At 54.0% G+C, this 16,464-nt stretch carries 12 protein-coding genes; 6 read left to right on the plus strand and 6 right to left on the minus strand.

Annotated features, from left to right (window positions below):
• Positions 1-124 precede the first annotated feature (124 nt).
• Both WKI47_RS23065 and WKI47_RS23070 read left to right on the plus strand, forming a co-directional pair.
• Complete coding sequence (locus WKI47_RS23065; RefSeq protein WP_340229525.1) at positions 125-1,564, plus strand: RtcB family protein; 1,440 nt, start codon at positions 125-127, stop codon at positions 1,562-1,564.
• A complete protein-coding gene (locus tag WKI47_RS23070) occupies positions 1,564-2,895 on the plus strand; it encodes an ATP-binding protein (protein WP_425355500.1) in 1,332 nt (443 codons plus the stop codon). Before WKI47_RS23065 ends, WKI47_RS23070 begins: the two co-directional genes overlap by 1 nt.
• Before the next feature lie 637 nt (positions 2,896-3,532).
• Here WKI47_RS23070 and phnE (WKI47_RS23075) read toward each other — a convergent pair.
• The 4 genes from phnE (WKI47_RS23075) to WKI47_RS23090 form a co-directional block, all read right to left on the minus strand.
• Positions 3,533-4,330 carry a phosphonate ABC transporter, permease protein PhnE gene (phnE, locus tag WKI47_RS23075; RefSeq protein ID WP_340229526.1) on the minus strand — a complete coding sequence of 266 codons (798 nt, stop codon included), beginning with the start codon at positions 4,328-4,330 and terminating at the stop codon, positions 3,533-3,535.
• Positions 4,327-5,073 (minus strand): phosphonate ABC transporter, permease protein PhnE, encoded by a 747-nt coding sequence (gene phnE, locus WKI47_RS23080; protein ID WP_340229720.1) that lies wholly within the window; start codon positions 5,071-5,073, stop codon positions 4,327-4,329. The genes phnE (WKI47_RS23075) and phnE (WKI47_RS23080) overlap by 4 nt, the downstream gene beginning before the upstream one ends.
• A 104-nt stretch (positions 5,074-5,177) precedes the next feature.
• On the minus strand, positions 5,178-5,969 hold the full coding sequence (gene phnC / locus WKI47_RS23085; RefSeq protein ID WP_340229527.1) for a phosphonate ABC transporter ATP-binding protein: 792 nt from the start codon (positions 5,967-5,969) through the stop codon (positions 5,178-5,180).
• A 197-nt stretch (positions 5,970-6,166) separates the two neighbouring features.
• Complete coding sequence (locus WKI47_RS23090) at positions 6,167-7,129, minus strand: phosphate/phosphite/phosphonate ABC transporter substrate-binding protein (RefSeq protein WP_340229528.1); 963 nt, start codon at positions 7,127-7,129, stop codon at positions 6,167-6,169.
• Between the two features lie 371 nt (positions 7,130-7,500).
• Here WKI47_RS23090 and WKI47_RS23095 point away from each other — a divergent pair, with 371 nt between their 5' ends.
• The 3 genes from WKI47_RS23095 to WKI47_RS23105 all read left to right on the plus strand — a co-directional run bounded on the left by WKI47_RS23095 (position 7,501) and on the right by WKI47_RS23105 (position 12,832).
• Positions 7,501-9,426, plus strand: a complete 1,926-nt coding sequence (locus WKI47_RS23095; RefSeq protein ID WP_340229529.1) for a bifunctional 2',3'-cyclic-nucleotide 2'-phosphodiesterase/3'-nucleotidase — start codon at positions 7,501-7,503, stop codon at positions 9,424-9,426.
• A 180-nt stretch (positions 9,427-9,606) separates the two neighbouring features.
• A complete protein-coding gene (locus WKI47_RS23100; protein ID WP_340229530.1) occupies positions 9,607-11,112 on the plus strand; it encodes a methyl-accepting chemotaxis protein in 1,506 nt (501 codons plus the stop codon).
• Between the two features lie 202 nt (positions 11,113-11,314).
• A complete protein-coding gene (locus WKI47_RS23105; protein ID WP_340229531.1) occupies positions 11,315-12,832 on the plus strand; it encodes a methyl-accepting chemotaxis protein in 1,518 nt (505 codons plus the stop codon).
• 383 nt (positions 12,833-13,215) lie between these two features.
• Here WKI47_RS23105 and WKI47_RS23110 read toward each other — a convergent pair whose 3' ends face one another.
• Both WKI47_RS23110 and WKI47_RS23115 read right to left on the minus strand, forming a co-directional pair.
• Entirely contained in the window at positions 13,216-14,292 is a 1,077-nt protein-coding gene (locus tag WKI47_RS23110; protein WP_340229532.1) for an FAD:protein FMN transferase, read from the minus strand.
• Between the two features lie 135 nt (positions 14,293-14,427).
• On the minus strand, positions 14,428-15,429 hold the full coding sequence (locus tag WKI47_RS23115; RefSeq protein ID WP_340229533.1) for a Gfo/Idh/MocA family oxidoreductase: 1,002 nt from the start codon (positions 15,427-15,429) through the stop codon (positions 14,428-14,430).
• 314 nt (positions 15,430-15,743) lie between these two features.
• On the opposite strand from WKI47_RS23115, the gene WKI47_RS23120 reads away from it, so the two are divergent.
• Positions 15,744-16,388: a cyclodeaminase/cyclohydrolase family protein gene (locus WKI47_RS23120; RefSeq protein ID WP_340229534.1), complete on the plus strand. Its 645-nt coding sequence runs from the start codon at positions 15,744-15,746 to the stop codon at positions 16,386-16,388.
• Positions 16,389-16,464 lie beyond the last annotated feature (76 nt).

The following is a 16,464-nucleotide window of genomic DNA, read 5'->3' on the forward strand; positions in this document are numbered from 1 at the left end:
TCAATCTGGATCGGCATAACCGCGGACGGAAGGTTCGCGGTTTTTTGTTATGCTTTTTTTCAAAAATACTCGATTTGCCTTATAGGAAGGAATGGATTTTTACTTTATGTCAAATGTAAACCCAATGAATCTAACATCAACGAACTCTTCTTTTTATCGTCAGGTACAGCTTGCTTCAGGTCATGTTCATGTGTATGCCGACGAAGAGATGTTTGCGGAACTGGACCCGAGAATTTTCGATATGGCCGAACGCAATCTGCAAATTCCTGATATCCGTTACATGGGTTATACGCCGGACGTGCATGTTGGAGTCGGCACTTGTATCGGTACAACGGCGGTCTGGAACAAAGACGGCGGAATCGTGTCCCCGTCGATCGTAGGCAGCGATATCGGTTGCGGCATGCGTGTGCATCTGACGAATCTGCATCGCAGCGATGTACAAGATTTGCGTTTGCGCCACAAGCTGGTTAACCGGATCGAAAAATATTTGCCGATGGAAGCTCATAAACGCAGTCCATTCTCCGATTTGAAGATGGAAAACATCGTGCAAAAAGGACTCAAAGGATTACCGAATAAATACCTGCCTGACGGAGCGTCCGCCAAACGTTCTCCTTCCCTGACCCATGTCGAGCGAGCGCGTTTTGACTTCGATCCCGAAGAACTGAACGCGGTAGCCGATAATTATTGGGTAAAAGGATTACGTCAGCTTGGCACGCTCGGCGGCGGCAATCATTTTGCGGAAATTCAGTATCTGGAGATCGCGGAGGAAAACCGGGAGCTTGCCGAAAAATGGGGCATGTATGACGGTCAGGTGGTCGTGATGATCCATTCCGGTTCCCGTGCCTGGGGAGCGATGGTCAGCCAGCATTATACTTCGATGGCTGCCCGGGCAATGACGCGTTTGGGACTTGGCACGGCCGATCCCAAACTCGTTTTCGCGCCGCTTGATTCGCCGGAAGGACAGCGCTACGTGAATATGATGGCTTCGGCGCTGAACGTAGCGGTGGTGAACCGGCATCTGATCGCTTTTGCGATCCGTGAAGCTTTTCTCGACATCTTCGGCTCCAAATTCGATATGAAGATTCTATACGACCTGATGCATAATTACGCTTGGGACGAACATCACGGCGGTCAAGACTGGTTTGTGCATCGAAAAGGAGCGACACGCGCGCTTCCGGCCGGTCACCCCGATAACCCCCACGTTTACATGCAGACCGGCCATCCGGCGCTGATTCCCGGCTCGATGGGCACGGCTTCGTATATCATGGTCGGAGAGCCGAGCGGGGCAAACAACTACCATTCGATCTGCCATGGCGCGGGACGTGCCCGTTCGCGGACCGCGACCAAAAAATTGGTGACGGTGGACGAGTTCGCGGCGGCGCTGAAAGTCGGAACCGAAGAAGAAGTCATCGTCAATCACAATTCGCTGGGCGTTATTTTGGATGAATCGCCTCAAGCTTATAAAGACGTAGATCGTATTATTAACAGCGTGACGGGGGCAGGACTTGCTTCCGTCGTAGCCAAATGCAAGCCGCTTGCGGCAGTGAAAGGGGCGAAATCCTAATGGAACGAAAAGTACAACCGGACCAAGGCCTGCGAATCGCGGGAATCGATATTCCGGCTAATCAAGAACGAACCATAGTGGCATATGAGCCAGGCAATGTGAATATGGCCGAATACGAATCGTATGCCCGCGTAACGCGGGGAATCGAAGCGATGCTGGAGGAACGGTACGGCGTCACGTATACGTTGTATGCCAGCGATGACGGGAACAACGATTACTGGGATTTGCTTGAGGAAGACGTGAAAAAAGGTTCTCCCGACGTCGAATGCGCAGGTCGAATCTATGAAGGGATCGAAGGTCGGACGTTCGCTTATGACGAAGACAGTCTGACGCCGGAATATACGATTCATCCCGCGATCCGCAATAACGTGTTCGTATATGCCGCTCAAGGCGTGGCCCTGGCGCGTATCCCGATGTTCCGCCAGCACGGCATCTATAGCGAAGACTTCGTGTTTGCGACGGGAGACGAGGCGATCAGCGAATTTCTGCGCAGCGTGCGTATTCGTCAACGTAATCGCGAGCAGGACCGGATCACGGTGTTTACCGATACGAATAACGGCATGCAGCGCGAGAGCGAACCGATCACGCGGGCCGTATCGCGGGACGATGTGATTCTCCCCGATCCGTTGAAAAAAGAAATCTACCGCTCGCTGGATCAGTTCTTTGCTTCGGATCGCAGTTTTTACCGTAAGCATAATCTTCCGTTCAAACGCGGCATTCTGCTTTACGGTCGTCCGGGTAACGGGAAAACGACGCTGGTCAAGTCGATCGCAGGCAGCGTGCCGGGTCCGGCCGCTTACTGGCAGATCACGGAGTACACGTCCAGCGGCTCCGTACAGGAAGTATTCGAGACCGCGGCGCGCTTGGCTCCTATGGTGCTGGTGATCGAAGACATCGACTCCATGCCGCAGGGCGTGCGTTCCTTCTTCCTGAACACGCTGGACGGCGCGACTTCCAAAGAAGGCATCTTCCTGATCGGGACGACCAACTACCCGGAAAAGATCGATCCGGGCCTGATGAACCGCGCCGGACGCTTCGACCGTTCGTACGAAATCATGCTACCGGATAAAGACATGCGCCGAATCTTCCTGGAACGCCGCGGATTGCTCGAATTCGTATCTGCGGAAGCGATGGAAGGCGCGATTGCCCTCACTCAAGGCTTCAGCATGGCGCAACTCGGCGAGCTTTACGTCTCGGCCGCTTTGGAGTGGAACGAGCAGGGCGAAGTCGATATCGCCGCCATTATCCGCTCGATGGGCGGCGAGATGAACAAAGAGAAAAAAGGCAGCTGGATGGACGCCAAAAGCGGCGGGATCGGCTTTCAATTATAATAGAAGAAGAAAAGCGTTCCGAGGATTTCGGGGCGCTTTTTTTGTTGGACTCTATTCAACTCGACAACCCTAGTGCGGGGAAAAGGCTGGGAGGTGTGGCTGTGAGTGAGATTCGTTTCGGTCGCGTGTTGCCATTGGGAAGCTAGATTGGATTTTATAAAGGAAGCTTCCCAATGGCAAAGGCGAACGCTTCGCTCCTACACTGAACCCCACCCACAGCCACACCGCCTTTTCCGGGTTGTCGGATTTCATCGACAACAAAAGCCCTCAAAAAGGAACTTTTTGAGGGGGAGAGCAGGAGAAGGGCAAGAGAAAAGACAGAAGCAAGAAGAAAAGCGAGAATATAAGTAGAAAGTAGAAAGTAGAAAGTAGAAAGTAGAGAGTTGATAGTAGACAACAGGAAAAGATAAAACCACAAAAGAAAAGAGCCGAATCCAATTAAGATTCGACTCCTCTTACCCTAAAAAATATTTGCTGCGCGGTAGCGGCGGAGGGAGGGATTCAGTGTAGGAGCGTTAGCGTTCGCCTTTGTATTTGGGAAGCTTCCTTATTAAAATCCAATTCCAGCTTCCCAAATGCAACACGCGACCGAAACGAATCCCTCCCGCAGCCGCGTCTCCCCGCACCAAAGTCAAAGTCAGATAATCCGACGCCGCAACCACCCGGAAATAAGGTCAATAATAATGACCAACACCACGATACCGAGCAGGATAATCCCGACCCGGCTCCAGTTGCGGGTTTGCAGGGCGAAGATCAGCGGGGTACCGATACCGCCCGCGCCGACGAGGCCGAGGACGGTCGCGGAACGGATGTTGATCTCGAAGCGGTACAGCGCGTACGAGATGAATTGCGGGATGACCTGCGGCAGTACCGCGAAGCGCAGCACTTGCAGTTTGCTCGCGCCGCTGGCGACCAGTGCTTCGCGAGGGCCGTTATCCACGGCTTCGATCGTTTCGGAATACAGTTTCGCGAGCATGCCGATCGAGTGAACGCCGAGTGCCAGTACGCCTGCGAACGCGCCAGGGCCTACGGCGACGATGAACAGGATCGCCATGATGATTTCCGGGAATACGCGGATCACGGTCAGAACGAATTTGCCGCTGCCGGAAACGATTTGCAACCGGCTCATATTGTTCGAAGCCCAGAAAGCGAACGGGATACACAGGAACGCGGAAATGAACGTACCCAGAATGGAGATAATCAGCGTTTCCAGCAGGCCGCGCAGCAGATCTTCGCCGTCAGGCAGATAAACGTAATCCCAATCGGGATGGGTGAAGCCTTCCCAGATGGATTTCATGACTTGCGCGCCGTATTCTTGAATGCCGTCGAATTGCAGCGACGACAGCGACCAGACGAACAAAACGATGATCCCGGCGCCGACGATCCAGTTGCGGATCAGGGCAGAACGGGATTTGGAAGGAACGGATTGGTTCATAGCAATTTCCTCCGTAAGTAAGTACTCGCGTAGTCGATCAGCAGCACGATCACGAGCGTGAGCAGAATGATCGTCGAAGCGCGGTCATAGCGCAGCGAGTTGAGCTGTTGATCGAGATGCAGGCCGATACCGCCCGCGCCGACGAAACCGAGCACGGCAGCCGCCCGTACATTAACCTCGAATGTATACAGTACATACGAGAAGAAGTAAGGCAGAGCTTGCGGGATAACACCAAATACGATCAATTGAATTTTGTTGGCGCCGGACGCCGTCATTGCTTCGAGCGGACCGGGATCGATCGCTTCAATCGCTTCATAGGTCAGCTTGGCTACGAGACCGAAGGAGAAGAATACGAGCGCCAGCATACCGGCGAACGCGCCGATACCGAATACCGCGACGAAGATCGCCGCGAACAGCAAGTCAGGCACCGTACGAACCAGGTTAAGCACCATGCGCGCCGGAATCGAAACGATTTTCTTGGGCATGATATTCACTGCGCAGAGCAAGGCGACAGGCACGGCAAGCACCGACCCGATGATCGTGCCCGCGATCGCGATCTGAACCGTTTCGACCATAGGCTTCCAGATATGCGAAGCGTAGCTCCAATCCGGGCGGGCCATTTCGCCGAGGATGCGGCCCATATTGGAACGGGCGCCTTCGCTGAACAGCGCCATGAAGTCGGCGTCGACTCCGACGAAGCAGACGACAAGAACGACGATGAACAACAGCCAGGTCGCCAACATTTTATAGCGTTGAGGTCCTTTTGAATCCAGAGTCGGCGCCGGCTTTTTGGACGGCGGAGGAGTCGGTGCCCCGCTCGCCGCCGCTTCCGGCGTAGGAGCAGGGGTCATACCGTGACTCCTCCTTTCGGAGCGTCGGCTGCCAGCAACTCGTCTTCGTTGATCGGACGGCCGTAGATTTCGGAGAACTTGGCATCTGTCGCTTCCGAGACAGGACCGTCGAATACCACTTCGCCCGCTCGCAGGCCGATGATGCGCGTCGCGTATTCGCGGGCCAGATCGATAAAGTGCAAGTTGACGATCGTCGTGATTTTTAGTTCGCGGTTGATACGCTGCAAGTCGTCCATAACCTGACGGGTTGTCAGCGGGTCAAGCGAAGCGACCGGTTCGTCGGCCAAAATGACTTTCGGTTTTTGCGCCAATGCGCGGGCGATCGATACGCGCTGCTGTTGTCCGCCGGACAGTTGATCGGCGCGGGTGTACGCTTTTTCGCGAATATTGACGCGGGTTAGCGCGTCCAGCGCGATATCATGGTCTTCTTTCGGGAAGTAACCGAACATCGTGCTGAACGTGGAGTGATACCCGACGCGGCCGGATAACACGTTGCGGATCACCGTCGCGCGTTTAACCAGATTGAAGCTTTGGAAAATCATGCCGATATCGCGACGGATACGGCGAAGCTGTTTGCCGTTCGCTTTGGTGACGGATTTGCCGTCGACCAGAATCTCGCCCGAGCTAATATCGTGCAGGCGGTTGATCGAACGCAGCAGCGTCGATTTGCCCGCGCCGGACAGACCGACGATCACGACGAACTCGCCTTCCTTGATCGTTAGATTGATGTTGTTCAGGCCGATAGTGCCATTGGGATATTGCTTGACTACATTTTTAAATTCGATCATCGTTGCCCGCTTTCTCCGGATTGCCTTCTCTGTAGGTCAGAGAGGAACCGGTCAGATTCGTCCCGTCTCCAAACGCCGCACAGCGCCGCTTGCGGCTGGAAAAACCGCAAGCGGCGCTGCATATAAGCATGAAGAGGGCGCATAAAAGTTGGTTTTGTCGAGATTATACCATAAGGCCCCTGAAATGGTGAAGAGTGCTATTCGATCTTTTGGCCTACGGCTTCAGCCGATTCGCGAACGATGGCGAAGTTGGCGTCGTCGCCTTTAACGTAACCGACATGCGTGTACACGTCGTTGATGATTTTTTGGCCTTCCGGATCGTCGCCCAAAGCGATGAACGCGTCAGCGATCTTGTCTTTCCATTCTTGCGTCATATCGCTGCGTACGCTGACCGTATCGTTCGGAATCGGGTCGGTCGAGAACAGGATTTCCGTTTGGTCGAATACATCCGGAACGTCGCCTTTAACCGTGTTGCGCGCGTCTTGGAACACGGCAACCGCGTCAACTTGTCCGTTCAGCAGAGCCAGTACCGCTTGGTCGTGGCCTTTGAGCGTTACGCCTTGCACGTCCGTACCTGGGTCGAGGCCTGCTTTGATCATGGCAGCGGCCGGGAATACGTAACCTGCGGAAGACGTAACGTCCTGCCATCCCATCTTTTTGCCTTTCAGATCTTCCAGGCTTTTGATGCCCGAATCTTTTTTAACGAGAATCAGCGATTTGTAGAAGTCGACTTTTTCGTCCGTAGGTTGGCCTGTCGCTTCGTCAACGCCGTAACGTTGCGCTTGCAGCAGCAGGTCAGCCGATTTTCTTACGTCATGCGCCAGCACGTACGCGTTCGGAGGCAGGAAGCCTACGTCGACTTGCTTGGCGGTCATCGCTTCGATGATCGTGTTATAGTTAGGCGAAACGCTGACTTTGACCGGAATGCCCAGTTTGTCGCCGAGAAGTTTCTCAAGCGGTTTCGCTTTGGCTTCGAGTGTTTCCGCATTTTGCGAAGGCACGAATTGTACTTTGAGTTCGGTCGGCACGTAACCCGCTGCCGCCGTGTCGCCGCCTGCTGCCGTATCCCCACCTGCTGCGTTATTGTTGCTGCTTCCACAAGCTGCCAGGCTCGCCGTCACTGCAAGAGACATGCAGATCGTAAGTACTTTCTTGAACAAAATCTTTTCCCCCTTGAGTAGGTATGTTGTTTTTGCAATCTCCGCGGCTCGAAGCCGACAAAAAGAAGTGTACCAGCATTTTCCTAAGACTGAGTAAAGTGGGAGGACGATTTTTGTTAAAACTACGTAAAATTCAACATCCCACTCTTGCGAAAAACATAGTTAAATGTCATTCTAATCAAGTCGGAAAGTACAGGGACGCTTCTAATCTACGTTTCGAGAAGCGAACAATCCAGCACCGAATGTTAGTTAATGTTTAGTTTTTTTACTAACTACCACCGGTAAATTAATCTTCATAAAAGATAGTACCACAAAAAACGAAAATTGCACGAGTTTTATCTGAAAAAGTCACGGAAAAAAATGTTAAACGCGTGCAATCGCAAAACCGTGTCATTTTAGCTTACATATTGGAGGAGAGTAAACTGAATATTAAAGCAAGCCTGCGGGTACTCGAAACAACGGACCTTCATGTCCATATGACGAACTATGATTATTACGGAGACCGACCGGTACTGGAATATGGATTCGCTCAGACGGCAACCTTGATTCGCCAAGCGAAAGCGGAAAAAAAGAATGTTCTGTTGTTCGATAACGGCGATCTGCTGCAAGGCAATCCGATGGGAGACTACATGGCTTCGGGAGGACTTGAGGCAAACGGAGGTATCCATGCGGTCTATCAGGCGATGAACGCGCTCGGGTACGACGCCGCGACGCTGGGCAACCATGAATTCAACTACGGATTGGACTATTTGGATAAAGTGCTTGAAGGCGCTGCTTTCCCTTACACGAATGCCAATCTGTTTCTCGACGGCGAAAACGTTCCGAAAGGATCGCATTATCTCCCGCCGTATCTGCTGCTGGAGCGCACGATCGAGGACGACGAAGGGAATTTGCACCCGATCAAAGTCGGCGTGATCGGATTGGTGACGCCGCAGATCATGAGCTGGGATAAGGCCAATCTCGAAGGCAGGCTGACAGCCGAAGATATGGTCGAAACAACGAAGACTTTCGTGCCGAAGCTGAAAGCCGAAGGCGCGGATCTGATCGTATTGCTGGCCCATTGCGGCTACGAAGATGTCTCCGAAGCGCCGATGACGGAAAATGCCGTGCTGCACCTTAGCCGGATTCCGGGCGTAGACGTGATATTGTTCGGTCATGCGCACAAGGTGTTTCCAAGCGCTGCTTTCGAAGGAAAAACAGGTGTCGACGCGCAAAAAGGTTCGATCAACGGGATTCCGGCGGTCGAAGCGGGATATGCAGGCGATCATCTGGGCGTCGTTGACTTGGAGTTGACTTTGAGCGAAAAAGGATGGGAAGTAGCTGATTTTCACACTGAAGCACGCCCGGTTTTCGATGCTTCCAAAGCTGTATCGCTGGTGCGTACAGATGCCGAAACCGCAGAAGCCGTACGCGAAGGGCACGAAGGAACGCTGACCTATATTCGGACCGCGGTAGGCGAGACGACCGAGCCGATCGACAGCTTTTTCGCTCTGGTGCAAGACAGCGTGTCCGTGCAGATCGTCAACGACGCCCAGCGCTGGTATTTGAAAAAAGAACTGCAAAGCACGCCGTACGCGAATCTGCCGGTTCTTGCCGCAGGCGCGCCGTTCAAAACCGGCGGCCGCTACGGCCCGGCGTATTACACGAATATTCCGGCCGGTCCGCTTGCGGTCAAGCATATCGCCGATTTGTACAATTATCCGAATACGCTGTGCGCGGTGCTGCTGACGGGCGCGGAACTGAAAGAATGGCTGGAATGGGCGGCGGGACTATTCCTGACGATCGACCCGCAAGGCGCCGACGGCCAGCCGTTGATCGATCCGGATTTCCCTTCGTTCAACTTCGATATTATCGACGGCGTCACCTACACCATCGACGTGACACAGCCGGCGAAATATTCGGCTTCTTGCGAACTATCGAACCCGCAAGCGCAGCGGATCGGCAATCTGCGGTATGAAGGGCGTCCGGTCGGGGAGGAAGAGAAATTCGTGATCGCCACCAACAACTATCGGGCCTTTTCCACGCCGATCGCCAATCCCGACGGTCAGCGGGTCGTGCTCGATTCGCCGGACGAAAACCGGCAAATCCTGACCGACTATATTCGCGCTTCCGGTACGTTGGCGCCGAAAGCGGACAACAATTGGACGCTTGCGGGCATTCCGGCGGGTCTCAAAGTCGAATTGTTGTCGTCGCCCGACGCACGTCGGGAAAATATGCCCGATGGCATAGCTTTTGCAGGGATGACAGATAACGGTTTTGCGCGCTTCAATGTAGAGATCGTGCCTTCGACCAAGTAAGCGCAGCGAATCGGAACCATTTTTTTGATGGCAAACAGCGGCAAATTCGATACAATGACAGCGAGACAGCGGAGTCTTGATTTTCCGCAGTCTCGTTTTTTTGCCGCCATATTCAGCAAGAACACAATCTCAGCAATGGACGGACCGGATCAGCCAAGCCGTGCAAACGGCGTCCGCATCATGAGCAAAAACGACGGAGGATGGAAAGTGGACAACAAGACAGCAATGATCGGACAACGCAACAAAGTAATGATTTGGATTTTATGGTCGGTGCTTGCGATCGCGACGGTGCAGGCTCTTTTCGACGCTTCGTTATGGGTAACGAATATTTCGGGCGCGGTATTGTGCGGTATCATTCACTTTATGAACGCGAGAAAAAAAGGCGTCATGGTTATCCCGTGGATCTTGACGCTGGTGTTGGCGGCTTTTTCGATCTATTTCAATATCGGCAAGATCGAAACGTCGACGGCGCTTATTTTTTGCTCCGTGCTGCTGCTTTATCCGAATTACAAATATTTCGCGACCGCTTTCGGGTTGGTGCTGATCAATATGCCGATTCAAATCATGAACGGCGCGCGCATGGCCGGAGTAACGTCGCTGAGCGGCATGTATTCCGACGTGTTCGCCATGTTTCTGTTGACGGGCGTCGCGCTGGTCAGCGTGGCGCTGCTCAATCAACGGACGTACCGGGCTAGCGAGCGTCGGCGCGCCGATAGCGAAAAGTCCGAGCGGAGAGTCGAAGAACTGCTGCTGCGCGTACAGGAATCCGCCGAGACATTGAGAACCTTTTCGGCGCAAACCAAGCAGGAAGTCGGCAGCGTCGGCGCGATCACGGACGAAGTGATGATCGCGCTGCGCGAAGTGGCGCGGGGCGCCGAAGAACAAGCGGACAGCATCACAAGAATGAACGATGCGCTGGCCGTGTCGGATCGCCATATCGGCGACGTGAGCGAATACGCGGGCCGCATGAAGACTTTGTCCGCCGAAACGGCGTCCGCGGGCGATGCGGGCAATACGCATATGGAGAGCCTGGCTGCACGGATTGCCGAACTGGACGCCACGATGTCGCGCACGCTTGAGCAGATGCGCAGCTTCACGGATGCCAGCCGTTCGATGTCGGATATTTTGGCGCAGATCGAACAGATTTCGCGGCAAACGAACCTGCTGTCGCTGAACGCTTCGATCGAAGCGGCGCGCGCGGGCGAACACGGCAAAGGCTTTGCGGTCGTAGCCGGGGAAGTAGGCGCGCTGGCGAAACATTCCGGCGAAGCGGCAGGACAGGTCGAAGGCATCTTGTCGGGGTTGAAAGAACGGATCGAAGCGCTGGCCGGTCAGCTCGATGCGGGCGTGCGCATGTTTGAAGAAGGCAAAGCGTCGGCGTTGCTGGCGGAAAAAGGCTTTGCGACCGTTCGCGGCAGCGCGCACGGCGTGCTGGAAGAAGCGGAGCGGGTCGAGAATCGTTCGACGGAGTTGAGCGCTTTTTCCGGACGGATGGTGACGGAGATGTCGGAAGTGGCGGGTATTACCGAGCAATCGAGCGCGGCGGCCGAGCAAATTCTGGCGAGCGTGGAGCAGCAGCGCGGCGTCACCCGGCATATGGCGGACAGCTTCGACCAACTGGAGCGCCTGATTATCGAATTGGACGGTCTGGTGCAGCGGCATCGCGGCGAACATCCGGTTTCTTGATCGCGTAAACGGGGATAGATTCAGCAGAAACAGGCTTTCGACCGAACAGGGCTTCGCTTTTTCCCATCGCGGAAAAGCGAAGTGTTTTTTTGAAAAAGAATCTATTGACCAAGCATTAACTGATGAGGCGATATTGACGATATAAACCGTATTGCCCAAAATCGTATAGGGCACCATCATGATCGCGGAGGATGAAGAACGGATGACGAGAGCGGAAGAAATGATTTGGCAGCGCAACAAACTGGTCGGAAAAGTATTATGGGTCGTGGTGGCGCTGTCGTTGCTGCTGGCTTTGCTGGAACCGACGCTGTGGACGACCAATGCGATCGCTTTTTTTGCGGGATTGGGGATCGAGATCTGCAATCGGAAACGCAAAGCGATCTACATCATTCCGTGGGTGTTTACCGGTCTGATGATCTTTTTCGGCGTGTTTTTCAATCTGGCTTCGTTGGAAGCGCCTATTTTTCTGATGTTCTGCGTCTTTTTGTTGATTTATCCACACTATAAATATTTCACCGTCGCTTTTGCGGCCATGACGGTCACGCTGCTTGCGCAAATCTTCAACGGCGCGCAGACGCAGGCATTGACCGACCGGACCGAACTGTTCACCGGCATCGTCGTGGTGTTCGCCATGATCGGAGGTCTGCTGATCGTGGTCGCGGCTTTGAACAAGCGCACGTACCGTTCCAGCGAACGGCAGCGCGAAGAAGCGGAAGCGGCCGGGCAGCAGGTTCAGTATTTGCTGGGACGCGTCCGCGAAGCGGCCGAAGCGCTGCGCGGTTTTTCCGAACAAACGAAGCAGGAAGTCGAAAACGTCAACGCGATCACGAACGAAGTCATTCTCGCTTTTCAGGAAGTGGCGCGCGGCGTGGAAGAACAAGCGGGCAGCATCACGCGGATCAACGATGCGCTGTCCACGTCGGATCATCATATCGGCGACGTGAGCGAATACGCGAAAGCGATGAACTTGCTGTCGCGTCAGGCAGCGGAAGCGGGCGACGAAGGCAATCTGCATATGGATCAGCTTGCCGGACGCATCGACGATCTCGACGGCATGATGGACCGCACGTCGAGCCAGATGCGCAATTTTGCGGAAGCGAGCCATTCGATGTCGGATATTTTGGCGCAGATCGACCAGATTTCGCGGCAAACGAACCTGCTTTCGCTCAACGCGGCGATCGAAGCGGCACGCGCGGGTGAACACGGCAAAGGCTTTGCGGTCGTGGCGGGAGAAGTCGGCTCGCTCGCCAAGCATTCCGGCGAAGCGGCAAGCGAGATTGACGGCATTCTGTCCGGGTTGAAAACGCAAGTAGAGTCGCTGTCGGCGCAAGTCGAAGCGGGCGTGCAGATGCTGGAAGCGGGTAAAACGTCCGCCAAACGCACCGAAGAAGTATTCGCGTCGGTTCGCAAAAGCGCGCACGGCGTTCGGGAACAAGCGGAGCAGGTCGAACACCGTTCGTCCGAACTGCGCGCGTTTTCCGGGCAGATCGTGCAGGAGATGAGCGAAGTTGCCGGCATCACGGAGCAGTCCAGCGCGGCGGCCGAGCAGATTTTGGCGGGGATGGAAGAACAGCGCAGCGTGACCGGCCATCTGTCCGACAGTTTTACAGCACTGGAAACGTTGATCGTCGAACTGAACGAATTGGTCACGCAACGGACGAAGACGGGCAACGAGGAGTCCCTGCCTGCGGCTGAAGGGAGTCCGAAGCGCAAACGCTGAATCGCGGCCGGTTCTGCAAAGACTTTTGAAGCAAAAAGGCATGGCAGCCCATTTCCGTGCGATACCTGCATCACACCTTTACGCGGATACAAGAATAGGCAAAAAAGCTTAATCTCAAAATCCGAATCTCAAAAGCCCGGATCGGAATAAATTCCGACCGGGCTTTTAATAATAAATGCGTATATGCACTTAATTGCTTCGAATTTTGCGATTGGGGAATAATAAGTACAGATATGCACTTAATTGCTCGTTCTTCTACGCTTTTACGCGTTTTTTCTTCCAATAAATGCAGATTCGCATCTATTTGAAGATCGGGGAGCCGATGCAACGAAATAAGTGTATTTGAGCACTTATTTCAACGCCTCACATTCCGACCGGTATTCTTACTCCGCCAAATGATACAAATCCGAGGTCAGGTTGATTCGATCTTTCAAGCCGCTCGTTGCATGGATACTGTTGTCGTCCATGATGAAAAAGGCTTCGACGCCAGGTTTTTTTTCGATATAAGCCATCCCGTCTTCCAGCCCCATCACAAAAGCAGCGGTGGAGAGCGCATCGGCGTCCGTTGCATTGTCGCTGACGATCGTAATGCTCATCAGGCCGTTTTGCGTCGGATAGCCGGTACGGGGATCGAGAATATGGTGATACCGGACGCCGTCCTGCATAAAGAATCGTTCATACACGCCGGAGGAGTCGATCGTCTCGTTGTTGATCTTGATCGTTCCCAGTTGGCTGCCGCGGCTTTTGACCGGATCTTGCAGGCCGACGTTCCAATCCGCGCCGCTCGGCTTGCTACCGACCGCAATGATACTGCTGCCCCCGAGATTGATCAAAGCGCTGCTTAGATCATGGTCGTGCATATACCGGGACACTTGGTCGGCCGCATAGCCTTTACCGATCGAACCCAGGTCAAGCACCATACCGGGTTCTTCAAGTTTAATGGTCAGATTGGCTTCGTCCAGCGTCACTTTGCGGTAGTCGGTCAGTTTGCGAGCCGTTTCCAGGTCGTTTTTATCCGGCACTTTCGCGCCTTCATGCCCGATATCCCACAGATTGATCAGCGGTCCGATCGAAGGATCGAGCAATCCGTCCGTTTCTTTGGCATAGTCCAACGCAAGTTTCACCACGTCGAATGTGCCTTGCGAGACTTTGACCGCTTCTTTGCCGGAGGCCGCGTTAACCTTGTACAGATCGCTGTTTTCGTTGGTCCGGCTCAGTTCCAGATCGATTTTGCTTAACAGATCACGGATTTCGTCTATGTTTTGCTCTGTTGCTTTCTCGTCGTAAATCTTGATCGTCGCTACCGTATCGTATACATAGAAGGTTGCCGATACCGGCTCGGAATTCGTTTGTGCGGCTGTAGCCGCTCCGTCGTTGGCTTGTCCGCAACCGCTTAATACAGCTGCGAGGGTCAAAACTGCCGCTGCCGCTTTCATTGTTTTGCCTGCATGCTTCCACATCGTGAAGTCACCGTCCCGTTAGAATGGAGCTTTCATCGGTGTACCTTTTCCGGAAAAAAAGTACGTGAAAGTCCTCACATTCATCATACCTTAACGAAACGCGCGACAGAACCTTCAAATTAGTCAAATTTTTGATTATTTTAGTTGCGAGTATTTTTCGTCGGCCGGGAAAACAAGACCGAACTGTTTGCGGGCTTCTTCCATCACTTCCGCAGCGGCCAACGAGCACGCGTGAGAGTTGACGGAAGACTCGCTTGCGCCTGAACGGATCACGTCGACAAACTCCTGAATTTCGTAAGTCATCACCGGTTTGCCGGCCGGTTCGCTGAGATCTTCCACGCTGCCGTCCCGATAACGAATCTGTACGCTGCGCGGTTCGCTGATTTTGTCGATCAGAATGCTGCCCAGCTCGCCCTGGATCTCCGAAGGTACATGCGAATCGGTAATTTTGGAAAAAGTAACGACGCCCTCCATGTCCGCGTAACGCGCCAGCAGACTGCCTTCGCCGTCGACGCCGGATTCCAGCATATAAGCGCTCGCTTTGACCTCTTCCGGTTTGCCGAACAGCAGCACCATCGGATAAATACAGTACAGGCCCAGATCCATCAGCGCGCCGTTGGAAAATTCCGGGCGGAACGCGTTCAGCACCATGCCTTCCTTGTAAGCGTCATAGCGGGACGAGTACTGGCCATAGTTGGCAAAATAACGGCGAACGGGTCCGATCTTATGCAGGTTTTCCCGCAGCAGCGCGAAGGAAGGGAGCAACGTTGTTTTAACCGCTTCCATCAGTACGGCACCGCTTGCTTGCGCCGCAGCAAACATGTCGCGAACTTCCTGGGCATTGGAGGCCATCGGCTTTTCGCACAGCACATGCTTGCCCTGCTGCAAGAACAAAATGGCCTGCTCCACGTGGAGAGAGTTAGGGCTGGCGATATAAACGGCGTCGATTCGGTCCGAAGCGGCCATTTCATCCAGGTCCGTAAACGTAAGCCCGACCCCGTAACGGTTCGCAAACTCCTGCGCGCGATCTTCCGTGCGTGAGTACACCGCGGTCAGCTCCAAGCCTTCCGCTTGCTGCGCCGCATCAATAAAGCGTTCCGTAATAAAATTCGTGCCGATCATTCCGAATCGAATCATGAATAAATCCACTCCCAGTCCACATATTGAAAAATCCGATAATATTCCTGTCCATCATAACATGAACGGTCAAGTTAGCATTCATTTTTTTGGACCGCGTCAAACCGCCGCCGAAGTCCTTCCCCCAGCAGACTGAACGCCAATACGGCTTCCTTTTTTACAAAGAGAGAAAATTTAAACAGGGATCACCGGTTAGTTTAGAAGAAAGTTTACTTGTTGACAATACAACCGTTTCCAGTGCGATCTGCAATCCGGGGTAATAAGAAGAGAATAAAGTCCGAACAGTCATCCAGGCGAAAAAGGAGAGAGCCATCATGAAAAACCAATCCCCTTGGGATCTATCGATTCGAGAATTCACTGAGCGTGCCGGAAGCGCCAAAGCCACGCCGGGCGGAGGCAGCACTTCGGCGCTCGCGGCAGCGTTGGGTTCGGCAATGACGTCGATGGCCGCACGGTTGTCGCACCGGGAGCGGACGTCCGAGCAACGGGCAAACATTGACATCGCAGAACAGGAAATGACAGAGATCGCGGCGGCTTGCGAGCGATTGATGCAGGCGGATATAAGCAGCTTCGCCGAGTATATCGAGGTCAGCGAAAAGGCGGAGTCCGCAGAGGACGAATCTCTGCTTCATGCCGCAAAACGGACGATCCAAGTTCCGCTGGAGCTGATGGAGATCGGGGTACGCGGTCTGAACAGTGCCCGGGGAATCGCCGAAGCGACCCGCGAGCATGTCTTGTCGGATCTGGGCATCGGCATAGTCATGTTCGAAGCGGCGGTTCGTTCGGCTTACCTGACCGTCCGGATCAATCTGCCCGCGTGTACGGATAAACGTGCGCGCGAAGATTACGGCGATCGGGCGGACCGGTTGATGTTCCAGGCCGAACGGCTGAAAGAGCGGGCTTTGAACGAGGTCATGCAAGCGCTGGAGCAAGCGGCAGAGCAACAGTCGGAGACGTAAAAGCGAATCAAGCGTTCTGCGCCTGAGAGGATAGCGTCGCCGCTTCGGGAATGGCATAATGGAAAGACCGGACTGG

The organism is Saccharibacillus sacchari (assembly GCF_037722395.1).
Lineage (GTDB): Bacteria > Bacillota > Bacilli > Paenibacillales > Paenibacillaceae > Saccharibacillus > Saccharibacillus sacchari_A.

Excerpts from the sequence above, each read along its gene's own strand:
- WKI47_RS23065 (WP_340229525.1), top strand. The coding sequence starts at position 125 with ATGAATCTAACATCAACGAACTCTTCTTTTTATCGTCAGGTACAGCTT.
- WKI47_RS23070 (WP_425355500.1), top strand. The coding sequence starts at position 1,564 with ATGGAACGAAAAGTACAACCGGACCAAGGCCTGCGAATCGCGGGAATC.
- phnE (WP_340229526.1), bottom strand. The coding sequence starts at position 4,330 with ATGAACCAATCCGTTCCTTCCAAATCCCGTTCTGCCCTGATCCGCAAC.
- phnE (WP_340229720.1), bottom strand. The coding sequence starts at position 5,073 with ATGTTGGCGACCTGGCTGTTGTTCATCGTCGTTCTTGTCGTCTGCTTC.
- phnC (WP_340229527.1), bottom strand. The coding sequence starts at position 5,969 with ATGATCGAATTTAAAAATGTAGTCAAGCAATATCCCAATGGCACTATC.
- WKI47_RS23100 (WP_340229530.1), top strand. The coding sequence starts at position 9,607 with ATGAGCAAAAACGACGGAGGATGGAAAGTGGACAACAAGACAGCAATG.
- WKI47_RS23105 (WP_340229531.1), top strand. The coding sequence starts at position 11,315 with ATGACGAGAGCGGAAGAAATGATTTGGCAGCGCAACAAACTGGTCGGA.
- WKI47_RS23110 (WP_340229532.1), bottom strand. The coding sequence starts at position 14,292 with ATGTGGAAGCATGCAGGCAAAACAATGAAAGCGGCAGCGGCAGTTTTG.
- WKI47_RS23115 (WP_340229533.1), bottom strand. The coding sequence starts at position 15,429 with ATGATTCGATTCGGAATGATCGGCACGAATTTTATTACGGAACGCTTT.
- WKI47_RS23120 (WP_340229534.1), top strand. The coding sequence starts at position 15,744 with ATGAAAAACCAATCCCCTTGGGATCTATCGATTCGAGAATTCACTGAG.